Genomic DNA, 17,046 nt, shown 5'->3' with positions numbered 1-17,046 from the left:
TCTTCAGTTCGCGGCGCGCTGCAGCACCACCTCCAGCACGAAGCGGGACCCGACGTAGGCCAGCAGCAGCAGCAAGGCCCCGGCATACAGCCAGCGGGTGGCCAGGTGCCCGCGCCAGCCCCGCACCCGGCGGCCGATCAGCAGGGCCGCCAGCGTGGCCCAGCCCAGCAGCGACAGCACGGTCTTGTGGTCCCAGCGCCAGTAGGCCGAGCTCAGGCCCAGCACCAGCGCCAGCGTCAGCACGGCAAACCCGGCCTCCACGAAACGGAAGGTCAGGTGTTCCAGCCGCATCAGGGGTACGCCAAAGGCACCGCTACCGGTGCCCGCGCCGCGGCGCATGCGCCGCTCGGCATTGTCCAGCAGCAGCGCGTGCAGCACCGCCGCGCCAAAGAGGCCATACGAGCACAGGCCCAGCAGCCAGTGCAGCGGGGCCCAACGCGAATGGGCCACCACATGCAGCTCGCCCGGGAAGACCCAGGCCAGCGCGACCGCCACCGCCCCGGCCGAGGCCAGCGTGCGCCGCAAGCGAGGCACCGGCAACATCCGGCTTTCCAGGCCATGGATGGCCAGCACCAGCCAGACGGTCAGCGACAGCACCGGCGCAAACCCGATGCGCAGGCCCGGCACGCCGCCCTCGGGCAGGGCGTCACTGATCAGCACCAGCGCCTGCAGGCCCCAGGCGGCCACCAGCGCCTGCAACGGCCAGCGACGGTCCATGCCGGCCGGCAGGGCGGCAGCCAGATAGATGGCCACCGTCAGCACCGTGGCCAGCGTGGTCGAGGCGGCAGGGGGGTCGACGGCTAAAATCATCGCCACAGTTTACCGGCGCCCCCATCCGCCTTCCGTGCCGGAACGCAAAGGAGCGCACACCCCATGGCCACCACCCTCACCGACCGTCTGTCGCGCCTGGTCAAGACCATGCGCGGCCAGGCCCGCATCACAGAAACCAACGTCCAGGACATGCTGCGCGAAGTGCGCATGGCCCTGCTGGAAGCCGACGTGGCCCTGCCCGTGGTGCGGGATTTCATCGCCCGGGTCAAGGAGAAAGCCCTCGGCCAGGAGGTGGTGGGCTCGCTCAACCCCGGCCAGGTACTGGTTTCCATCGTCCACAAGGAGCTCGCCGCCACCATGGGCGAGGGCGTGGCCGACATCAACCTGAACGCCCAGCCGCCCGCCGTCATCCTGATGGCCGGCCTGCAGGGCGCGGGCAAGACGACCACCACCGCCAAGCTGGCCAAGCTGCTGACCGAAAAGCGCAAGAAGAAGGTGCTGACCGTCTCGGCCGACGTCTACCGCCCGGCCGCCATCGAGCAGTTGAAGACCGTCACCGGCCAGGCCGGCGCCGAATGGTTCCCCTCGGCGCCCGACCAGAAACCGCGCGACATCGCGCTGGCGGCGCTGGACTACGCCAAGAAGCACTACTTCGACGTGCTGCTGGTGGACACGGCCGGCCGGCTGGCGATTGACGAGGCCCTGATGGCCGAGATCCGCGAGCTGCACGCCGCGCTGAACCCGGTCGAGACCCTGTTCGTCGTCGACGCGATGCAGGGCCAGGACGCGATCAACACCGCCAAGGCCTTCAAGGAGGCCCTGCCGCTGACCGGCGTGGTGCTGACCAAGCTGGACGGTGACTCCCGCGGCGGCGCCGCGCTGTCGGTGCGGCAGATCACCGGCGCGCCGATCAAGTTCGCCGGGGTTTCCGAGAAGATCGACGGGCTGGAGGTCTTCGACGCCGATCGGCACGCCGGCCGCGTGCTGGGCATGGGCGACATCGTCGCCCTGGTGGAGGAAGTCCAGAAGGGCGTGGACCTGGACGCCGCGCAGAAGCTGGCCGCCAAGGTCAAGTCCGGCGAGGGCTTCGACTTCAACGACTTCCTGGCCCAGATCTCCCAGATGAAGAAGATGGGGGGTCTGTCCAGCCTGATGGACAAGCTGCCCACGCAGATCGCCGCCAAGGCCGGCCAGGCCGACATGGACCGGGCCGAGAAGGACATGCGCCGCATGGAGGGCATCATCAGCGCAATGACGGCCAAGGAGCGCGCCAAGCCCACCCTGCTGCTGGACCACAAGAGCAAGGCCAGCCGCAAACGCCGCATCGCCCAGGGCGCGGGCGTGCAGGTTCAGGATGTGAACCGGGTGATCAACCAGTTCGACCAGATGCAGGGCATGATGAAGAAAATGAAGGGCGGCGGCCTCATGAAGATGATGAAGCGCCTGGGCGGCATGAAGGGCATGATGCCCCCGGGCATGCCGGGCGGCCGCTGAGGCCCTTCAGTCCAGCAGGGCCTGCGCGAACTCGCGCGCGCTGAAGGTCTGCAGGTCTTCCAGCTTCTCGCCCACCCCGATGAAGTAGACCGGCACCGGCCCGGCCGCACGCTCACGCGCCCACAGCGCGATGGCCGCCAACACGCCGCCCTTGGCGGTACCGTCCAGCTTGGTCACCACCAGGCCGGTCAGGCCCAGGGCCTCGTCGAAGGTCTTGACCTGCGCCAGCGCGTTCTGGCCGGTGTTGCCATCCACCACCAGCAGCACCTCGTGCGGGGCGCTGGCGTCGGCCTTGGTGATCACGCGCTTGATCTTCTTGAGCTCCTCCATCAGGTGGAGCTGGGTGGGCAGACGGCCGGCGGTGTCGGCAATGACCACATCGCAGCCGCGGGCACGGCCGGCGTTGACCGCGTCGAAGCTGACCGCGGCCGGGTCCCCACCCTCCTGCGAGACGATCTCGACCTGGTTGCGGCCGGCCCAGACCGAAAGCTGCTCGCGCGCGGCGGCCCGGAAGGTGTCGGCCGCGGCCAGCAGCACCTTGGCGTCGTGCTCGGCCAGGTAGCGGGTGAGCTTGCCGATGCTGGTCGTCTTGCCTGCGCCGTTGACACCCACCACCATCATCACGGTGGTCGGGTGGCGGCCGATGGTCAGCGCCGCCTCAAGCGGCGTCAACAGCTCGGTGACTGCATCGACCAGCAGGGCCTTGACCTGGGCCGGCTCGGTGGCCTTGGCCTCCTTGACCCGGCGCTTGAGGTCGGCCAGCAGGTGCTCGGTGGCCTTCACGCCGGCATCGGCCATCAGCAGGGCCGACTCCAGCTCCTCGTAGAGCGCGTCGTCGATCTGCGTGCCGGTGAAGACCTGGGCGATGCTGGAGCCGGTGCGCGCCAGCCCGGCCTTGAGCTTGGACAGCCAGCCCTGCCGAACGGTCGGTGCGGGGGCCGGCTCGACCGCCTCGGGTACAGGCACCGGCACCTCCGCCGCCGGCGGCACCTCGATGGCGACCGGGGGGGGCAGCTCCGCCTCGGCCGGCACAGGGGCCACAGGTGCTGGCGGAACGTCTGGCACGGGCGGCGGCGCCGACTTTTTGCGGAAGAAACTGAACATGCCGCGATTGTCGCTGAGCCCGCCGTGGCGCCAGACGTGCAATCGATCACATTCCGCGCGATCCACTTGAGGATGCCCGCACCGGCCCCAGGGAATACGGGGGTGGTTGACCCACTGAAACACTCCACAATCGCTTGATCGCAGCCAAAACACAAGACAGGGAGTGCGATGTCCAAACCACAGCTGCTGCTCGTGGATGACGACTCGGAGACTGTGCAGGTGCTCGGCCGGATGCTGGCCGAGGAAGGCCAGCTGAGGTTCGCCTTGACCGGTGGAGACGCCCTGCGTCTGGCCCATGAGCAGCCGCCGGACCTGGTGCTGCTGGACGCCGAGATGCCGGGCATCGACGGCTTTGCCGTGTGCCGCGCCATGAAGGGCGATCCCGCCTTGTCCCGGATCCCGGTCATCTTCCTCACCAGCCACCATGACGCCCGCATCGAGGCCGCCGCGCTGGACCTGGGCGCGGCGGACTTTGTCAGCAAACCGCCGGTGGCCTCCCAGGTGATCGCCCGCATCCGGGCCCAGCTGCGTGCCCAACGGGTGGCCACCACCAGCCCCAGCGGAGAGGCCGAGCGCCCCACCGTCCTCGCGGTCGATGACGACCCCCTGGCCCGCGAAGCGGTTGCACAGGCCCTGAACGGGCTGGATTTGCAGCTGCTGTTTGCCGACGACGGACAGGAGGCGCTGGCCCTGGCCCAACGGCAGGCGCCCGACCTGATCCTGCTGGACATCGACCTGCCCCACGAAGGCGGACTCCAGATCTGTGCCCAGTTGCAGGCCCTGCCCCGCCTGCAGTCCGTGCCGCTGGTCTTCATCACCCGCTTCAACGACCCCTCCACCGAGGCCCGCGCCCTGGAGGCCGGCGGCACCGACTTCATTGCCAAGCCGTTCATCCCGGCCGTGCTGCAGGCCCGCGTCCGCAGCCTGCTGCGGGCCCGGCGCCAGGCTGAGGCCGTGCTGCGCGCCGAACGGGAACACTGGCGACGGCTGGGTGACGACCGGATGGCGGAAATCGTCGCGGTGGCCCCGGAGGCCTTGATCACCACCGATGCGCAAGGCCGCATCGTGCTGATCAACCAGGCGGCCTGCTGCCTGTTCCAGGTGCGCGAGGAGGATGCCCTGGGGCAGCCCCTGGCGCAGTGGCTGCCCCAGGACGCGTTGCGCCCGCGCCGGGGACCGGTGCGTGTGCTGCTGCCGCAGGCCACGGGGGATGCGGTGCCGGTCGAGATCACCCGCACCCCGCTGGGACAGGCCGAGGAACAGCTCAACAGCCTGTGGCTGCGCGACCTGCGGGGACAGGAACGGGCCGAACAGGCCCGGCGCGACCAGCTGACCGCCGAGACGGCCAGCCACACGAAGACGCTGATGCTGTCCTATTTCGCACACGAGATCGGCAACCCTCTGACCGGCATCCTCGGCTTCTCTCAGCTGATGAGCCTGGACCCCCACCACCCGCTCCCGCCGCCCCAGGCCGAGCGGCTGCGGCTGATCACCACCTCGGCCCAGATGCTGCAGTCCCTGATGCGGGATGTGCTGGACGTGAACCGCTTCGAGACCGGCCAGTTCCAGATCCGGCACGACCGGCTGGACCTGGCCGAGATCGTGCGCCAGGCCCTGCCCGGGCTGGCGACCCAGGCGGCCGAGCACACGGTCCAGATGACGCTGGACGGCGACGAACGCCCCCTGTGGATCCTGGGCGATGCGGACCGGTTGCGCCAGTGCGTGCTCAACCTGGGCAGCAACGGCATCAAGTACAACCGTCCCCAGGGTCGTCTGACCGTGCGACTGCAGGCCGAGGACGGCCAGGTGCGGCTGAGCTTTGCCGACGAAGGGGCCGGCATGACCGCGGACCAGCAGGCCCACCTGTTCGAGCCCTTCAACCGGCTGGGCCGCGCCGGCCAGGGCCACGGCATCGGCCTGGCGCTGACGCGTCAGCTGGTGCTGGCCATGGACGGGCAGCTCCAGGTCTGCAGCACGCCGGGCCAGGGCACGACGATGACACTGGTTTTTCCCGCCGCCACGGACGCGACCGCAGCGCGGTGACGCCGCGCCCACCTGGAGGAATCCTGTGCAGCCCTCCGCCGACATCCTGATCGTCGATGACGATCCCACCGCCATCACCTTCCTGAAGTCCGCTCTGAACGGACAAGGGCGGCTGCGCTTTGCCACCAGCGGCTCGGAAGCCCTGCGCATCGCCCGGCACACCGTCCCGGACCTGGTGCTGCTGGACATCGAGATGCCCGGTCTCTCGGGCTTCGAGGTCTGCCGGGCCCTGAAAGACGACCCGCAAACCGCCGAGGTGCCGGTGATCTTCCTGACCGGCCACGACCAGGCGGCCGAGGAGCTCACCGGCCTGTCCCTGGGGGCCGTGGATTTCATCGGCAAGCCGGCCCGTCCGCCGCTGGTGCGCGCGCGGGTGCAGACCCATCTGCGGCTCAAGCGCATGTCCGACGCGTTGCGCCGCGCGGCCACCGAGGACGCCGTCACCGGGGTCGCCAACCGGCGCCGCTTCAACGAAGCGCTGGACGCCGAATGGCTGCGCCACGCCCGCGGCAGCCGCCCTCTGGCGCTGCTCAGGCTGGATCTCGACCCGGCGCAGGCCGGCGAGGGCCCCCACGGCCCAACCGCCCCGGACCCGCAGCTGCGCCAGATCGCCCAGGCCCTGCGGACCGCCGCCCGTCGCCCGGGGGACCTGCTGGCCCGTCTGGAGGGCCCGCAATTCGCGCTGCTGCTGCCGGACACCGACGCCGCCGGCGCCGGCGCCATGGCCCGCCGTCTGCAAACCACCTGGGACGCACTCGCCGCCCACGCGGCCGATGGCCGGATCGGCCTGGCCGTCGGGGGGGCTTGCGCTGCCCCCATCAGCCCGCCCCCGCGCGCGGTCCCGGGCCATGCGCTGGAGCTGCTTGCCGCGGCCGACCGGGCGCTTGGCGAGGCCAGGCGCCTGGGCCAGCCCGGTTATGTGATCGCACCGCGATGAGCCCGCGCGCGCCCCAACGCCCCAGCCGGCTGGGGCCGGCCGTTCTCCTCGGCACCGGCCTGCTGCTGTCCGGTCTGGCCGGCTGGCAGCAGCAGCGCCACAACGCCGACTATGCGCAAGAGCAGTTCAACCAGCAGGCCCGACAGGTCACCGAAACCCTGGTCGAACGCATCCGCATCTACGAATATGGCCTGCGCGGTACGCGGGGCGCGGTGCTGGCGGCCGGCGAATGGGACATCAGTCTGCAGCGCATGCGGGTCTATGGTGCCTCGCGCGACATCGCCCACGAGTTCCCCGGCGCGCGCGGCTACGGCTTCATTCGCCGCGTGCCCGCCGAAGCCCTGCCCCGCCTGCTGGAGCGCCTGCGGCGGGAACGCGGCCCCGATCTGCGCATCCGTCAGCTCGGCCCGCAGGTCGAACCCCAGGCGATCATCGAGTACATCGAGCCCGAGCCTCCCAACAGTGCCGCCATCGGGCTGGACATCGCTTCGGAGCCCCACCGTGCCGAGGCGGCGCGCCAGGCCGCGCGCACCGGACTGGCCACGCTCACCGCCCCCATCACCCTGGTCCAGACGCGGGGTCAGGAGCAACAGAGCTTCTTGTTCCTGCTGCCCATCTACCGCCCCGGTGCCGTGCTGGACAGCCCGCAAGCCCGCGAGGCGGCCACGCTGGGCTGGGCCTACGCGCCCCTGTCGGTGCCCGACATCCTGCGCAGCGTCAACTGGACCGGCAGCCAGTTCGCCCTGACCCTGAACGACCTGGGCCCCCATGGGCAGATGGCGTTCTACCGCGCGGGCCAGCCCGATCCGCACACCCCCTTGCTGCGCAGCGAGCTGCGGCCGGTGTTCGGGCGCCGCTGGCGCATCGACCTCGCGGCGGGTCCGGGCTTCACCCAGCAGCTCAACCTGCTGCCCCCCTGGATCGTCCTGGGCACCGGGGTGCTGCTGACGCTGCCCCTGTCGGTCGTGGCCCTGGGGGTGCAGCGCAGCCGCCAGCGCCAGGCCGTGACCCGGGCCCTGCAGGCGCGGCTGGTGACCCTGATCGACAACTCCAGCGACGCCATCATCGGTGAGACGCCCGATGGCCGCATCGTCAGCTGGAACCGGGCCGCGGAACAGATCTTCGGCTACCGCGAGAGCGAAGTGCTCGGCCTGCACGCCGCCACGCTGATCGAGCCCGCCGACGGCCAGGCCCAGCAGACCCGGCGACGCGAGCAGGTGATCGCGGGCAAGCAGCTGAGTGCCTTCGACACCCAGTGCCGACGGCGCGATGGCCAGTGGGTGGATGTGTCCATCACGATGTCGGCCGTGACCGATGCCGAGGGCCATGTGGTGGGCCTGGGCAAGACCATCCGCGACATCCGCGACCGCAAGGCGGCCGAGCGCGGTCTGCGCGAGTTCAGCGCTCAGCTCGAGACCGAGGTCCAGGAGCGCACCGCCCAGCTGGAAGCCGCTCGCCATGACCTGCAGACCATCCTGGATGCCGTGCCCTCGATGATCGGCTACTGGGACCGGGACCTGCGCAACCGGTTCGCCAACCATGCCTACCACCGCTGGTTCGGGGTGGACCCGGGCTCGCTGCCCGGCCGCCACCTGAAGGACCTGCTGGGCCCGGTGCTGTTCGAGCAGAACCTCCCCATGGTGCAGGCCGCCTTGCGAGGCGAGCCCCAGACCTTCGAGCGCGCCATTCCGCGGCCGGACGGCACGGGGGACTTCCACTCGCTGGCGCACTACCTGCCCGATGAACAGGATGGCGAGGTGCGCGGCTTCTACGTCCTGGTGCACGACGTCACCGAACTGACCCAGAACCGGCTGAAGCTGGCCCAGCTGGTGCGCGAGAACGAGGCCCTGCTCTCCACGATCAAATCCCACGCGCTGTACTCGGTGACAGACCGGAGCGGCCGCATCATCGACGTCAACGAGGGCTTCTGTCGGATCAGCGGCTACCCGCGTGAGGAGTTGCTGGGGCAGAACCACCGCCTGATCAACTCGGGCACCCACGACAGCGCCTTCTGGAAGACCATGTGGGCCACCGTCACCAGCGGCCAGGCCTGGCATGGCGAGGTGTGCAACCGCACCAAGGACGGCCAGCTCTACTGGGTGGACAGCATCATCGCGCCCTTCATCGGCGCCCAGGGCCGCATCGAGCGCTTCATCTCGATCCGCTTCGACATCACCGAGCGCAAGCGTGCCGAGCGGCGCCTGGCCGAGAGCGAGGCCTTCCTGGAACGCACCGGCCAGCTGGCCGGCGTGGGCGGCTGGCAGTTCGAGTTGAGCACCGGCACGCTGACCTGGACCGAGCAGGTCCGGCGCATCCACGGCGCGCCGCCCGACTACCAGCCCAGCCTGAGCACCGCCCTGGACTTCTATCCGCCGCAGGCCCGCCAGGCGATCGCCCAGGCCGTGCAGGAAGCGCAGGAGACCGGCCGGAGCTGGGACCTGGAGCTGCCGCTGAACACCATGGACGGCCGGGCGATCTGGGTCCGCGCCGTGGGCGAACCCGAACGCCCCGCCGGCCAGCCCGACGCCCCGCCCCTGCGCCTGATCGGTGCCCTGCAGGACGTGACGGCCCGCCGCGAGGCCGACCAGGCCTTGCTGCGCCTGGAAGCGGCCGAGGCGGCCAGCGCAGCCAAGACGGCGTTCCTGGCCAACATGAGCCACGAGATCCGCACCCCGATGAACGCGGTCATCGGACTGGCCTATCTGCTGGAGCAGACCGAGCTGGACGAGGAACAGCGCAGTTGCCTGACCAAGATCCAGCTGGCCAGCCGTGCCCTGCTGGGCGTGATCAACGATGTGCTCGACGTCTCCAAGATCGAGGCCGGCGAGATGACCCTGGACGAAGCCCCGTTCGACCTGGACGCCCTGCTGCACGACCTGGGGGAATGGATGGCGCCGCAGGCCGAAGACAAGGGGCTGGTGATGGCCCTGCAGGCGGATCCGGAGGTGCCGCGCCGCCTGCGCGGCGATGTGCAGCGCATCCGCCAGATCTTCACCAACCTGTTGGGCAACGCGCTCAAGTTCACCGAACAGGGGCGCATCGACCTGCACATCGGCTGCCCCGAACACGGGCCCGAGCGTGCCCTGCTGCGCTGCGAGGTGAGCGACACCGGGATCGGCATCGACGAGGCCAGCCAGAGCCGGCTCTTCAGCCCCTTCACCCAGGCCGATGCTTCGACGACCCGCCGCTTCGGTGGCTCGGGGCTGGGCCTGTCCATCGTGCGCCACCTGGCCTCGCTGATGGGGGGCGAAGTGGGCGTGCACAGCCGGATCGGCAGCGGCAGCACCTTCTGGGTCACGCTGCCCCTGAAGCTGGCAGGCGCCGACAGCGCCGAGGCCGATGGCTCGCCGATTCAGACGCTGGAGGTGCTGATCGCCGACGATCTGGGCACCGACCGCAACGTGCTGACCGCGATGGCCCGTTCCCTGGGCTGGCGGACCGAGGCCGTCGAATCCGGGCAGCACCTGCACCAACGGCTGCACGAACGCTTGAGCGTCCACCAGCCGCCCGATGCGCTGGTGGCCGACCTGCACCTGTCCGATGCCGATGCGCTCAGCGTGCTGGCCCGCCTGCGCGACGAGTTCGGCCGTGAACAGCTGCCCCCCGCAGTCATCCTCAGCGCCCAGACCCCGCTGCCGGACAGCGACCTGGCCGACAGTCTGATCAGCAAGCCGGTCACGCACTCCAGCCTGTTCAACGCGGTCAACACCGCCGTGGCCCGGCGCAGCGGCCGCTGCGACAAGGTCCTGCAGAGCACGCGGCTGCAAGGCGTTGGCGCCCAGTGGCTGCCCGGCATGCGGGTGCTGGTGGTGGACGACAGCGACATCAACCTGGAGGTGGCCCGCCGCATCCTTGAACGTGAAGGGGCCAAGGTCATGGCCTGCGGCAACGGCCGCGAGGCGCTGGAGCGCCTGCGCCAGCAGCCCGAGGGCTTCGACGCGGTGCTGATGGATGTGCAGATGCCCGAGATGGATGGCAATGAGGCCACCCGCCGTCTGCGGGGCGAGCTGGGGCTGACCCAGTTGCCGGTCATTGCCCTGACCGCCGGGGCGCTGGTGGCCGAGCGGCAAAGGGCCCTCGAATCAGGCATGACCGATTTCATCAGCAAGCCGCTCGATCCACAGGCGCTGATCCGGACCCTGCGCCGGCGGGTCGAGGCCCAGCGGGGCGAGCCCTGGCCCGTCGAGCAGCGGGCGACCAGCGACGCAGCGCCGCCACCCAACTGGCCACGGCTCGAAGAGGTGGACACCCGCGACGCCGCCGAGCGGCTGGGCCCCGATCCGGCCGTGTTCCTGCGCATGCTGGGCCGGCTGCTGGAGGAATACGAGGACCTGCAGACCGTGCCGGCGGACCTGCACGCGGCACGCCCCCCGGACAGGCCGCTGTCGGCCCGGCTGCACAAACTGCGCGGCAGCGCCGGCATGCTGGGCGCCAAGGTCGTGCAGCGGCTGGCAGGCGATGCCGAGACGCTGGCCCGCGCCGGTGCCGAAGCCGATCAGATGCGCACCGCGCTGCAAGCCCTGGCGCAGGCGCTGCAGCGGCTGCGCCGCCAGGCGCGCGACTGGCTGGACGGACAGCGCCTGGAAGACGACCGCCACCTGCGCCAGCAGGGGCCTCAGCCCACCGTGGCCCTTGAGGCGCTGCAAGCCTGGGCCGCGATGCTCGAAGCCCAGGACCTGGCCGCCCTGGACCGCTTCAGGGAACTGGCGCCCGCGCTGCAGCAGCACCTGCCGACCGAAGCCTTTGCCACCCTGCGAGATGCCGTCGAGCACCTGTCCTTTGCCCAGGCCGCGGTGCTGGTGAACCGCCTGGTCGAGGCCGCGAGACGTCCGGCAGACGCGCCCACGAACGAGAACGCTTGACATCTCCAAAAATTAGGTGCTATAGTGCAAGGCTCTTGGCGCTTTAGCTCAGTCGGTTAGAGCGACGGAATCATAATCCGCAGGTCCGGGGTTCGAATCCCTGAAGCGCCACCAGAACATCTGGCCCGAGTCATTGCACAATGCTCGGGCCTTTTTCATTCACAGCCTCTGGATCCACACCATGCACCGCTGTGTCACCACCCGCCGGCGCCTGCTGGCCGCGCCGGCCGCCCTGCTGCTGGCCCCGCTGGCCGCCCAGGCCTGGATGTCCCGCACCTTCCCGGCCAATGCCTTGCGCGGCGTGCTCACCTTCACCGCCCCGCCGGACATCCTGCTCAACGGCCAGGCCGCCCGCCTCGCCCCCGGTGCCCGCCTCCGCGGCACCGACAACATGATGAAGCTGGCCGGCACACTGACCGGGCAACGGCGGGTGGTGAACTACACGCTGGAAATCCAATCCGGCGCGCTGCTGGACGTCTGGATCCTGCGCGACGACGAGGCCGCCAAGCGGCCCTGGCCCACCACGCTGGAAGAGGCCCACACCTGGACCTTCGACGCTGCGGCCCAGACCTGGACCAAGCCCTGACCCCGACCTGGCCGCCCCACCGTGCGGCCAAGGAACTGCCATGACGACCAAGAAAGTGTTCATCCGCACCTTTGGCTGCCAGATGAACGAGTACGACTCCGACAAGATGAGCGACGTGCTGCGCGCCGCCGAAGGCTATGAGCCCACCGACGACGTGGAGCAGGCCGATCTGGTGCTGTTCAACACCTGCTCGATCCGCGAGAAGGCGGCCGAGAAGGTGTTCTCCGACCTGGGCCGGGTCAAGCACCTGAAAGAAAAAGGCGTGCTGATCGGCGTGGGCGGCTGCGTGGCCAGCCAGGAGGGCGCCGCCATCATCGAGCGCGCCCCGTATGTGGACCTGGTCTTCGGCCCGCAGACCCTGCACCGCCTGCCGCAGATGATCGCCCAACGCCAGGCCCAGCGCCGCCCGCAGGTGGACATCAGCTTCCCCGAGATCGAGAAGTTCGACCACCTGCCCCCGGCCCGGGTCGAGGGCTCTTCGGCCTTCGTGTCGATCATGGAGGGCTGTTCCAAGTACTGCACCTACTGCGTGGTGCCCTACACCCGCGGCGAAGAGGTGTCGCGCCCGTTCGAAGACGTGCTGACCGAGATCGCCGGTCTGGCCGACCAGGGCGTCAAGGAAGTGACGCTGCTGGGCCAGAACGTCAACGCCTACCGCGGGGCCATGGGGGGGAGCGGCGAGATCGCCGACTTCGCGCTGCTGATCGAGTACGTGGCCGAGATTCCCGGCATCGAGCGCATCCGCTACACCACCAGCCACCCCAACGAATTCACCCAGCGCCTGATCGACGTCTACGGCCGCGTGCCGCAGCTGGTCAACCACCTGCACCTGCCGGTGCAGCACGGCGCGGACCGCATCCTCTCGGCCATGAAGCGCGGCTACACCGCGCTGGAGTACAAGAGCATCATCCGCAAGCTGCGCGCCGTGCGGCCGGACATCAGCCTGTCGACCGATTTCATCGTCGGCTTCCCGGGCGAGACGGACGAGGACTTCGAGAAGTCCATGAAGCTGATCGACGACGTCGGCTTCGACGCCTCCTTCAGCTTCATCTTCAGCGCCCGCCCCGGCACCCCAGCCGCCGCCCTGCCCGATGACACCCCGCAGGACGTGAAGCTGGCCCGGCTGCAGCGCCTGCAGGCCCGGCTGGAGGAGAACGTGCGCGCCATCAGCGCCGCGCGCGTCGGCACGGTGCAGCGCATCCTGGTGGAAGGCCCCTCGCGCCGCAACGCCGAGGAACTGATGGGCCGCACCGAGTGCAACCGCATCGTCAACTTCGCCGGCCCGGCCCGCCTGATCGGCCAGATGGTGGACGTGACCATCACCGGGGCCTACCCGCACTCGCTGCGGGCCGAGGTGACCGTGCGCGACAGCGTCGCCGCCTGAGGGGTCGGCGGCGGCCGGTCAGCGCCGCAGCAGGCCGCCGCGCCAGCCCAGCGCAAGGGCCACGGCCAGCACCAGGGCACCGTAGGTGGCCATCCGGCCATCGCGGCCGAACACCACCAGCCCCGCGATCAATACCACGGCCCCCACGGCCACGCTCCACAAGGCCAGGGTCCGGAACGACACGTTCTTGAGTTCGCGGTACCAGAGCAGTTTGACCAGCCCGGTGGCCAGCAAGCCCACCCCCACGGCCGGGCCAAAGAAGTTCAACAGGTGCCACAAGGCATCCAGGGGACCCATGCCAGCCGGCCTCACACTTGATGGTTGTCAACTCTGCCGCACTTGCCATCCCGATGGCCGGCGCAGAGGGAAGGCCGGAATTTTATAATTCACCGCATGAGTGTCATCGCGCTCGGACTCAACCACCACACGGCCCCGTTGGATCTGCGGGGCCGGTTTGCGTTCGCCCCTGAGCAGCTGACGCCCTCCCTGCAGGCACTGCGCGACGCCTTGCGGCGCGCCACGCCGGAGACCGCCATCCTCTCCACCTGCAACCGCACCGAGCTCTACGTGGCCTCCGCCACGCCCGAGCAGGGCCGCGAGCTGGTGCGCCCTGCGCTGGCCTGGCTGGCTGAGCGCGGGGGGGTGAGTGAAACCCACCTGCAGGACCATACCTACATCCTGGAGAACCGCGAGGCCGCGCGCCATGCGTTCCGCGTCGCGTCGGGCCTCGATTCGATGGTGCTGGGCGAGCCGCAGATCCTCGGCCAGATGAAGCAGGCCGTGCGCGGTGCCGACGAGGCCGGTACGCTGGGCACCACGCTGCACCAGCTGTTCCAACGCTCGTTCTCGGTCGCCAAGGAGGTCCGCACTTCGACCGAGATCGGCAGCCACTCCATCAGCATGGCCGCCGCCACGGTGCGCCTGGCCGCCCAGTTGTTCGAAGACCTCAGCCAGATCAAGGTGCTGTTCGTCGGCGCCGGCGAGATGATCGAACTGGTGGCCACCCACTTCGCCGCCCGCGAGCCCCGCCTGATGGCCGTGGCCAACCGCACGCTGGAGCGCGGCGAGAAGCTGGCCACCCGCTTCGGCGCCCAGGCCATGCGCCTGGCCGACCTGCCCTCGCGCCTGCACGAGTTCGACGTGATCATCTCCTGCACCGCCAGCAGCCTGCCCATCATCGGGCTGGGGGCGGTCGAATCCGCCCTGAAGGCCCGCCGGCGCCGGCCGATGTTCATGGTCGATCTGGCCGTTCCGCGTGACATCGAGCCCCAGGTGGCCCAGCTGTCGGACGTCTACCTCTACACCGTGGACGACCTGACCCAGGCCGTGCAGACCGCCACCGAAAAACGCCAGGCCGCCGTCGCCCAGGCCGAGGCCATCATCGACGCCGGCGTGCAGAGCTTCACCCACTGGATGGACCAGCGCGCCAGCGTGCCGCTGATCCAGGCCCTGAACCAGCAGGCCGACCAGTGGCGCGCCACCGAGATCGCCCGCGCCCGCCGGCTGCTGGCCCGCGGTGGCGATGTGGACGAGGTGCTGGAGGCGCTCAGCCGCAGCCTGACCCAGAAGATCCTGCACGGCGCCCTGGCCGAGCTGAATGCCGCCGAAGGCGAGCAGCGCCAGCTGACCGCCGAGGCGGTGTCGCGCATGTTCCTGCGCAACAGCACGCGCGACCCGGTCGACGGGCACGGCGGGCATTAGCGGGCGGGTCCACCGCCCCGGCGCATCCGCCCACCAGGACGGTTGCGCCTCCTTCCTGCCCCCCCCGCGCGCAGGCCGCCGTCCGCCCTTCTGCCCCGCCCTCCGGGGCCCACCACCCGATGAACGATTCGCTCCGCCAGCAGTTGCAGCGCCTGGCCCTGCGCCTGGCCGAACTTGACAGTCTGCTGGCCGACCCGCAGGTCACGTCCGACATGACCCGCTACCGCCAGTTGGCCCGGGAGCAGGCCGAAGCCGACGAGGTGGTCGGGTTGTACCGGCGCTTCAGCCAGCGCGAGGCCGATCTGGCCGCCGCCCGGGAACTGCTGGCCGACCCGGACATGGCCGAGATGGCCCGCGAAGAACAAACGGCCGCCGAAGCCGACCTGACCGCGCTGGACAGCCAGCTGCAGACCGCCCTGCTGCCGCGCGACCCCGACGACGCCCGCAATGCCTTCCTGGAAGTCCGCGCTGGCACTGGCGGCGAGGAATCGGCCTTGTTCGCTGCCGACCTGACCCGCATGTACCTGCGCTATGCCGAGCGCCAGGGCTGGCGCTGCGAGGTGATGAGCGAGAACGCCTCCGACCTGGGGGGCTACAAGGAAATCGTCATCCGTGTGGAAGGCACGCGGGTCTACGAACGGCTCAAGTTCGAATCGGGCGGCCACCGGGTGCAGCGGGTGCCGGCCACCGAGGCGCAGGGCCGCATCCACACCAGCGCCTGCACCGTGGCCGTGATGCCCGAGCCGGACGAGGCGGCGGAGATCACCCTCAACCCGGCCGAGCTGCGCATCGACACCTTCCGCGCCAGCGGCGCGGGCGGCCAGCACATCAACAAGACCGACAGCGCCATCCGCGTGACCCACCTGCCCACCGGCCTGGTGGCCGAGTGCCAGGACGACCGCAGCCAGCACCGCAACAAGGCCAAGGCCCTGGCCGTGCTGCAGGCCCGGCTGCAGGACAAGGAGCGCAGCGAGCGCCAGGCGAAAGAGGCGGCCACCCGCAAGGCCCTGGTCGGCTCGGGTGACCGCAGCGATCGCATCCGCACCTACAACTTCCCGCAGGGCCGGGTAACCGACCACCGCATCAACCTGACGCTCTACAAGCTGGGCGCGGTGATGGACGGCGACCTGGGCGAGCTGATCCAGGCCCTGCAGGCGGCCCGCGCCCAACAGCAGCTGGCGGCGCTGGAGACCGGCGCATGAGCGCCGACCTCACCATCGCCCAGGCCCTGCGCCAAGCCCTGCAGGCCGGCCTGGACCGGGTGGATGCCCACCTGTTGCTGGGCCATGTGCTGCAGCGCGACCGCAGCTGGCTGATCGCCCACGACAACGAGACGCTGAGCCCGGCCGACCAGACCCGCTTCGTCGGCCTGGTGCACCGGCGCCTGACGGGCGAACCCGTGGCCTACCTGCTGGGCGAGCGCGAGTTCCACGGCCTGACGTTGCAGGTCAGCCCGGCCGTGCTGGTGCCCCGCCCGGACACCGAGACCCTGGTCGAGTGGGCGCTGGAATGCCTGGGAGCGTGCCCCGCGCCCCAGCCGCGGGTGATCGACCTGGGCACCGGCAGTGGCGCCATCGCGCTGGCGCTGCGCCACCGCTGGCCGACGGCCAAGGTCACCGCACTGGACGCCAGCCCGCCCGCGCTGGCAGTGGCCGCAGCCAATGCCCAGCGCCTGGGCCTGCCGCTGCGCCTGCTGCACAGCGACTGGTGGCAGGCCGTGGCCGGCGAGACCTTCGACCTGGCGGTCAGCAACCCGCCCTACATCGCCGGGGACGACCCCCACCTGCCCACCCTGCGCCACGAGCCCCGGCAGGCCCTGACCCCCGAAGGGGACGGCCTGGACGCCATCCGGGCCGTGGTCAGCGCGGCCCCCGCCCACCTGGCCCCGGGCGCGTGGTTGCTCGTCGAACACGGCTGGGACCAGGCCCAGGCCGTCCAGGCCCTGCTGCGGCAGGCCGGCTTCCAGTCGGTCCAGACCCGGCAGGACCTGGCCGGGCGGGACCGCTGCACCGGTGGCCAATGCGCCCCGCAGATCGCCCGGCAGCCCTGAAACAGCCCGGTCTTCCCGCCGCATTTCGGTGGGCAGACCTTCCGCGGCAGCGTAGTATTTCTCCATGCGGTTCGGCGGCCTCTGCAAGGCAGTTCCAGCCTCCACCGCTCATCT

Annotated in this window: 12 protein-coding genes and 1 tRNA gene; 10 read left to right on the top strand and 3 right to left on the bottom strand. The window is 70.4% G+C overall.

What is annotated here, in order from left to right:
• Positions 1 to 3 precede the first annotated feature (3 nt).
• Positions 4 to 810: a cytochrome C assembly family protein gene (locus KGA65_RS20305; RefSeq protein ID WP_225864941.1), complete on the bottom strand. Its 807-nt coding sequence runs from the start codon at positions 808 to 810 to the stop codon at positions 4 to 6.
• Between the two features lie 63 nt (positions 811 to 873).
• Between KGA65_RS20305 and ffh the strand changes: the two genes are divergently transcribed.
• Positions 874 to 2,265: a signal recognition particle protein gene (ffh, locus tag KGA65_RS20300; RefSeq protein WP_225864940.1), complete on the top strand. Its 1,392-nt coding sequence runs from the start codon at positions 874 to 876 to the stop codon at positions 2,263 to 2,265.
• A 6-nt stretch (positions 2,266 to 2,271) separates the two neighbouring features.
• Here the strand turns inward: ffh and ftsY are convergent, their stop codons facing one another.
• Positions 2,272 to 3,369 carry a signal recognition particle-docking protein FtsY gene (gene ftsY / locus KGA65_RS20295; RefSeq protein ID WP_225864939.1) on the bottom strand — a complete coding sequence of 366 codons (1,098 nt, stop codon included), beginning with the start codon at positions 3,367 to 3,369 and terminating at the stop codon, positions 2,272 to 2,274.
• Positions 3,370 to 3,537: 168 nt separating this feature from the next.
• Between ftsY and KGA65_RS20290 the strand changes: the two genes are divergently transcribed.
• From KGA65_RS20290 to miaB, 6 genes are all read left to right on the top strand, one after another.
• Complete coding sequence (locus tag KGA65_RS20290) at positions 3,538 to 5,412, top strand: hybrid sensor histidine kinase/response regulator (protein ID WP_225864938.1); 1,875 nt, start codon at positions 3,538 to 3,540, stop codon at positions 5,410 to 5,412.
• 25 nt (positions 5,413 to 5,437) lie between these two features.
• Positions 5,438 to 6,349 (top strand): GGDEF domain-containing response regulator, encoded by a 912-nt coding sequence (locus tag KGA65_RS20285; RefSeq protein ID WP_225864937.1) that lies wholly within the window; start codon positions 5,438 to 5,440, stop codon positions 6,347 to 6,349.
• A complete protein-coding gene (locus tag KGA65_RS20280; RefSeq protein ID WP_225864936.1) occupies positions 6,346 to 11,211 on the top strand; it encodes a CHASE domain-containing hybrid sensor histidine kinase/response regulator in 4,866 nt (1,621 codons plus the stop codon). Before KGA65_RS20285 ends, KGA65_RS20280 begins: the two co-directional genes overlap by 4 nt.
• Before the next feature lie 37 nt (positions 11,212 to 11,248).
• A tRNA-Met gene (locus KGA65_RS20275) sits at positions 11,249 to 11,325 on the top strand.
• Between the two features lie 67 nt (positions 11,326 to 11,392).
• A complete protein-coding gene (locus KGA65_RS20270; protein WP_225864935.1) occupies positions 11,393 to 11,797 on the top strand; it encodes a hypothetical protein in 405 nt (134 codons plus the stop codon).
• 40 nt (positions 11,798 to 11,837) lie between these two features.
• Entirely contained in the window at positions 11,838 to 13,181 is a 1,344-nt protein-coding gene (miaB, locus tag KGA65_RS20265) for a tRNA (N6-isopentenyl adenosine(37)-C2)-methylthiotransferase MiaB (protein ID WP_225864934.1), read from the top strand.
• 18 nt (positions 13,182 to 13,199) lie between these two features.
• Here the strand turns inward: miaB and KGA65_RS20260 are convergent, their stop codons facing one another.
• The gene (locus tag KGA65_RS20260) at positions 13,200 to 13,478 is read right to left on the bottom strand and encodes a hypothetical protein (RefSeq protein WP_225864933.1); all 279 of its coding nucleotides are present in this window, start codon (positions 13,476 to 13,478) and stop codon (positions 13,200 to 13,202) included.
• Between the two features lie 96 nt (positions 13,479 to 13,574).
• Here KGA65_RS20260 and hemA point away from each other — a divergent pair, with 96 nt between their 5' ends.
• From hemA to prmC, 3 genes are all read left to right on the top strand, one after another.
• Entirely contained in the window at positions 13,575 to 14,882 is a 1,308-nt protein-coding gene (gene hemA / locus KGA65_RS20255; RefSeq protein ID WP_225864932.1) for a glutamyl-tRNA reductase, read from the top strand.
• 119 nt (positions 14,883 to 15,001) lie between these two features.
• On the top strand, positions 15,002 to 16,084 hold the full coding sequence (gene prfA / locus KGA65_RS20250) for a peptide chain release factor 1 (protein WP_225864931.1): 1,083 nt from the start codon (positions 15,002 to 15,004) through the stop codon (positions 16,082 to 16,084).
• Positions 16,081 to 16,932, top strand: coding sequence for a peptide chain release factor N(5)-glutamine methyltransferase (gene prmC, locus KGA65_RS20245; RefSeq protein WP_225864930.1), 852 nt, complete (start codon positions 16,081 to 16,083; stop codon positions 16,930 to 16,932). The genes prfA and prmC overlap by 4 nt, the downstream gene beginning before the upstream one ends.
• Positions 16,933 to 17,046 lie beyond the last annotated feature (114 nt).

This window comes from Ideonella benzenivorans (assembly GCF_020387415.1).
Lineage (GTDB): Bacteria > Pseudomonadota > Gammaproteobacteria > Burkholderiales > Burkholderiaceae_C > Ideonella > Ideonella benzenivorans.
Note: the sequence above shows the minus strand (reverse complement) of the source record. Positions and strands in the feature narration are given on the sequence as shown.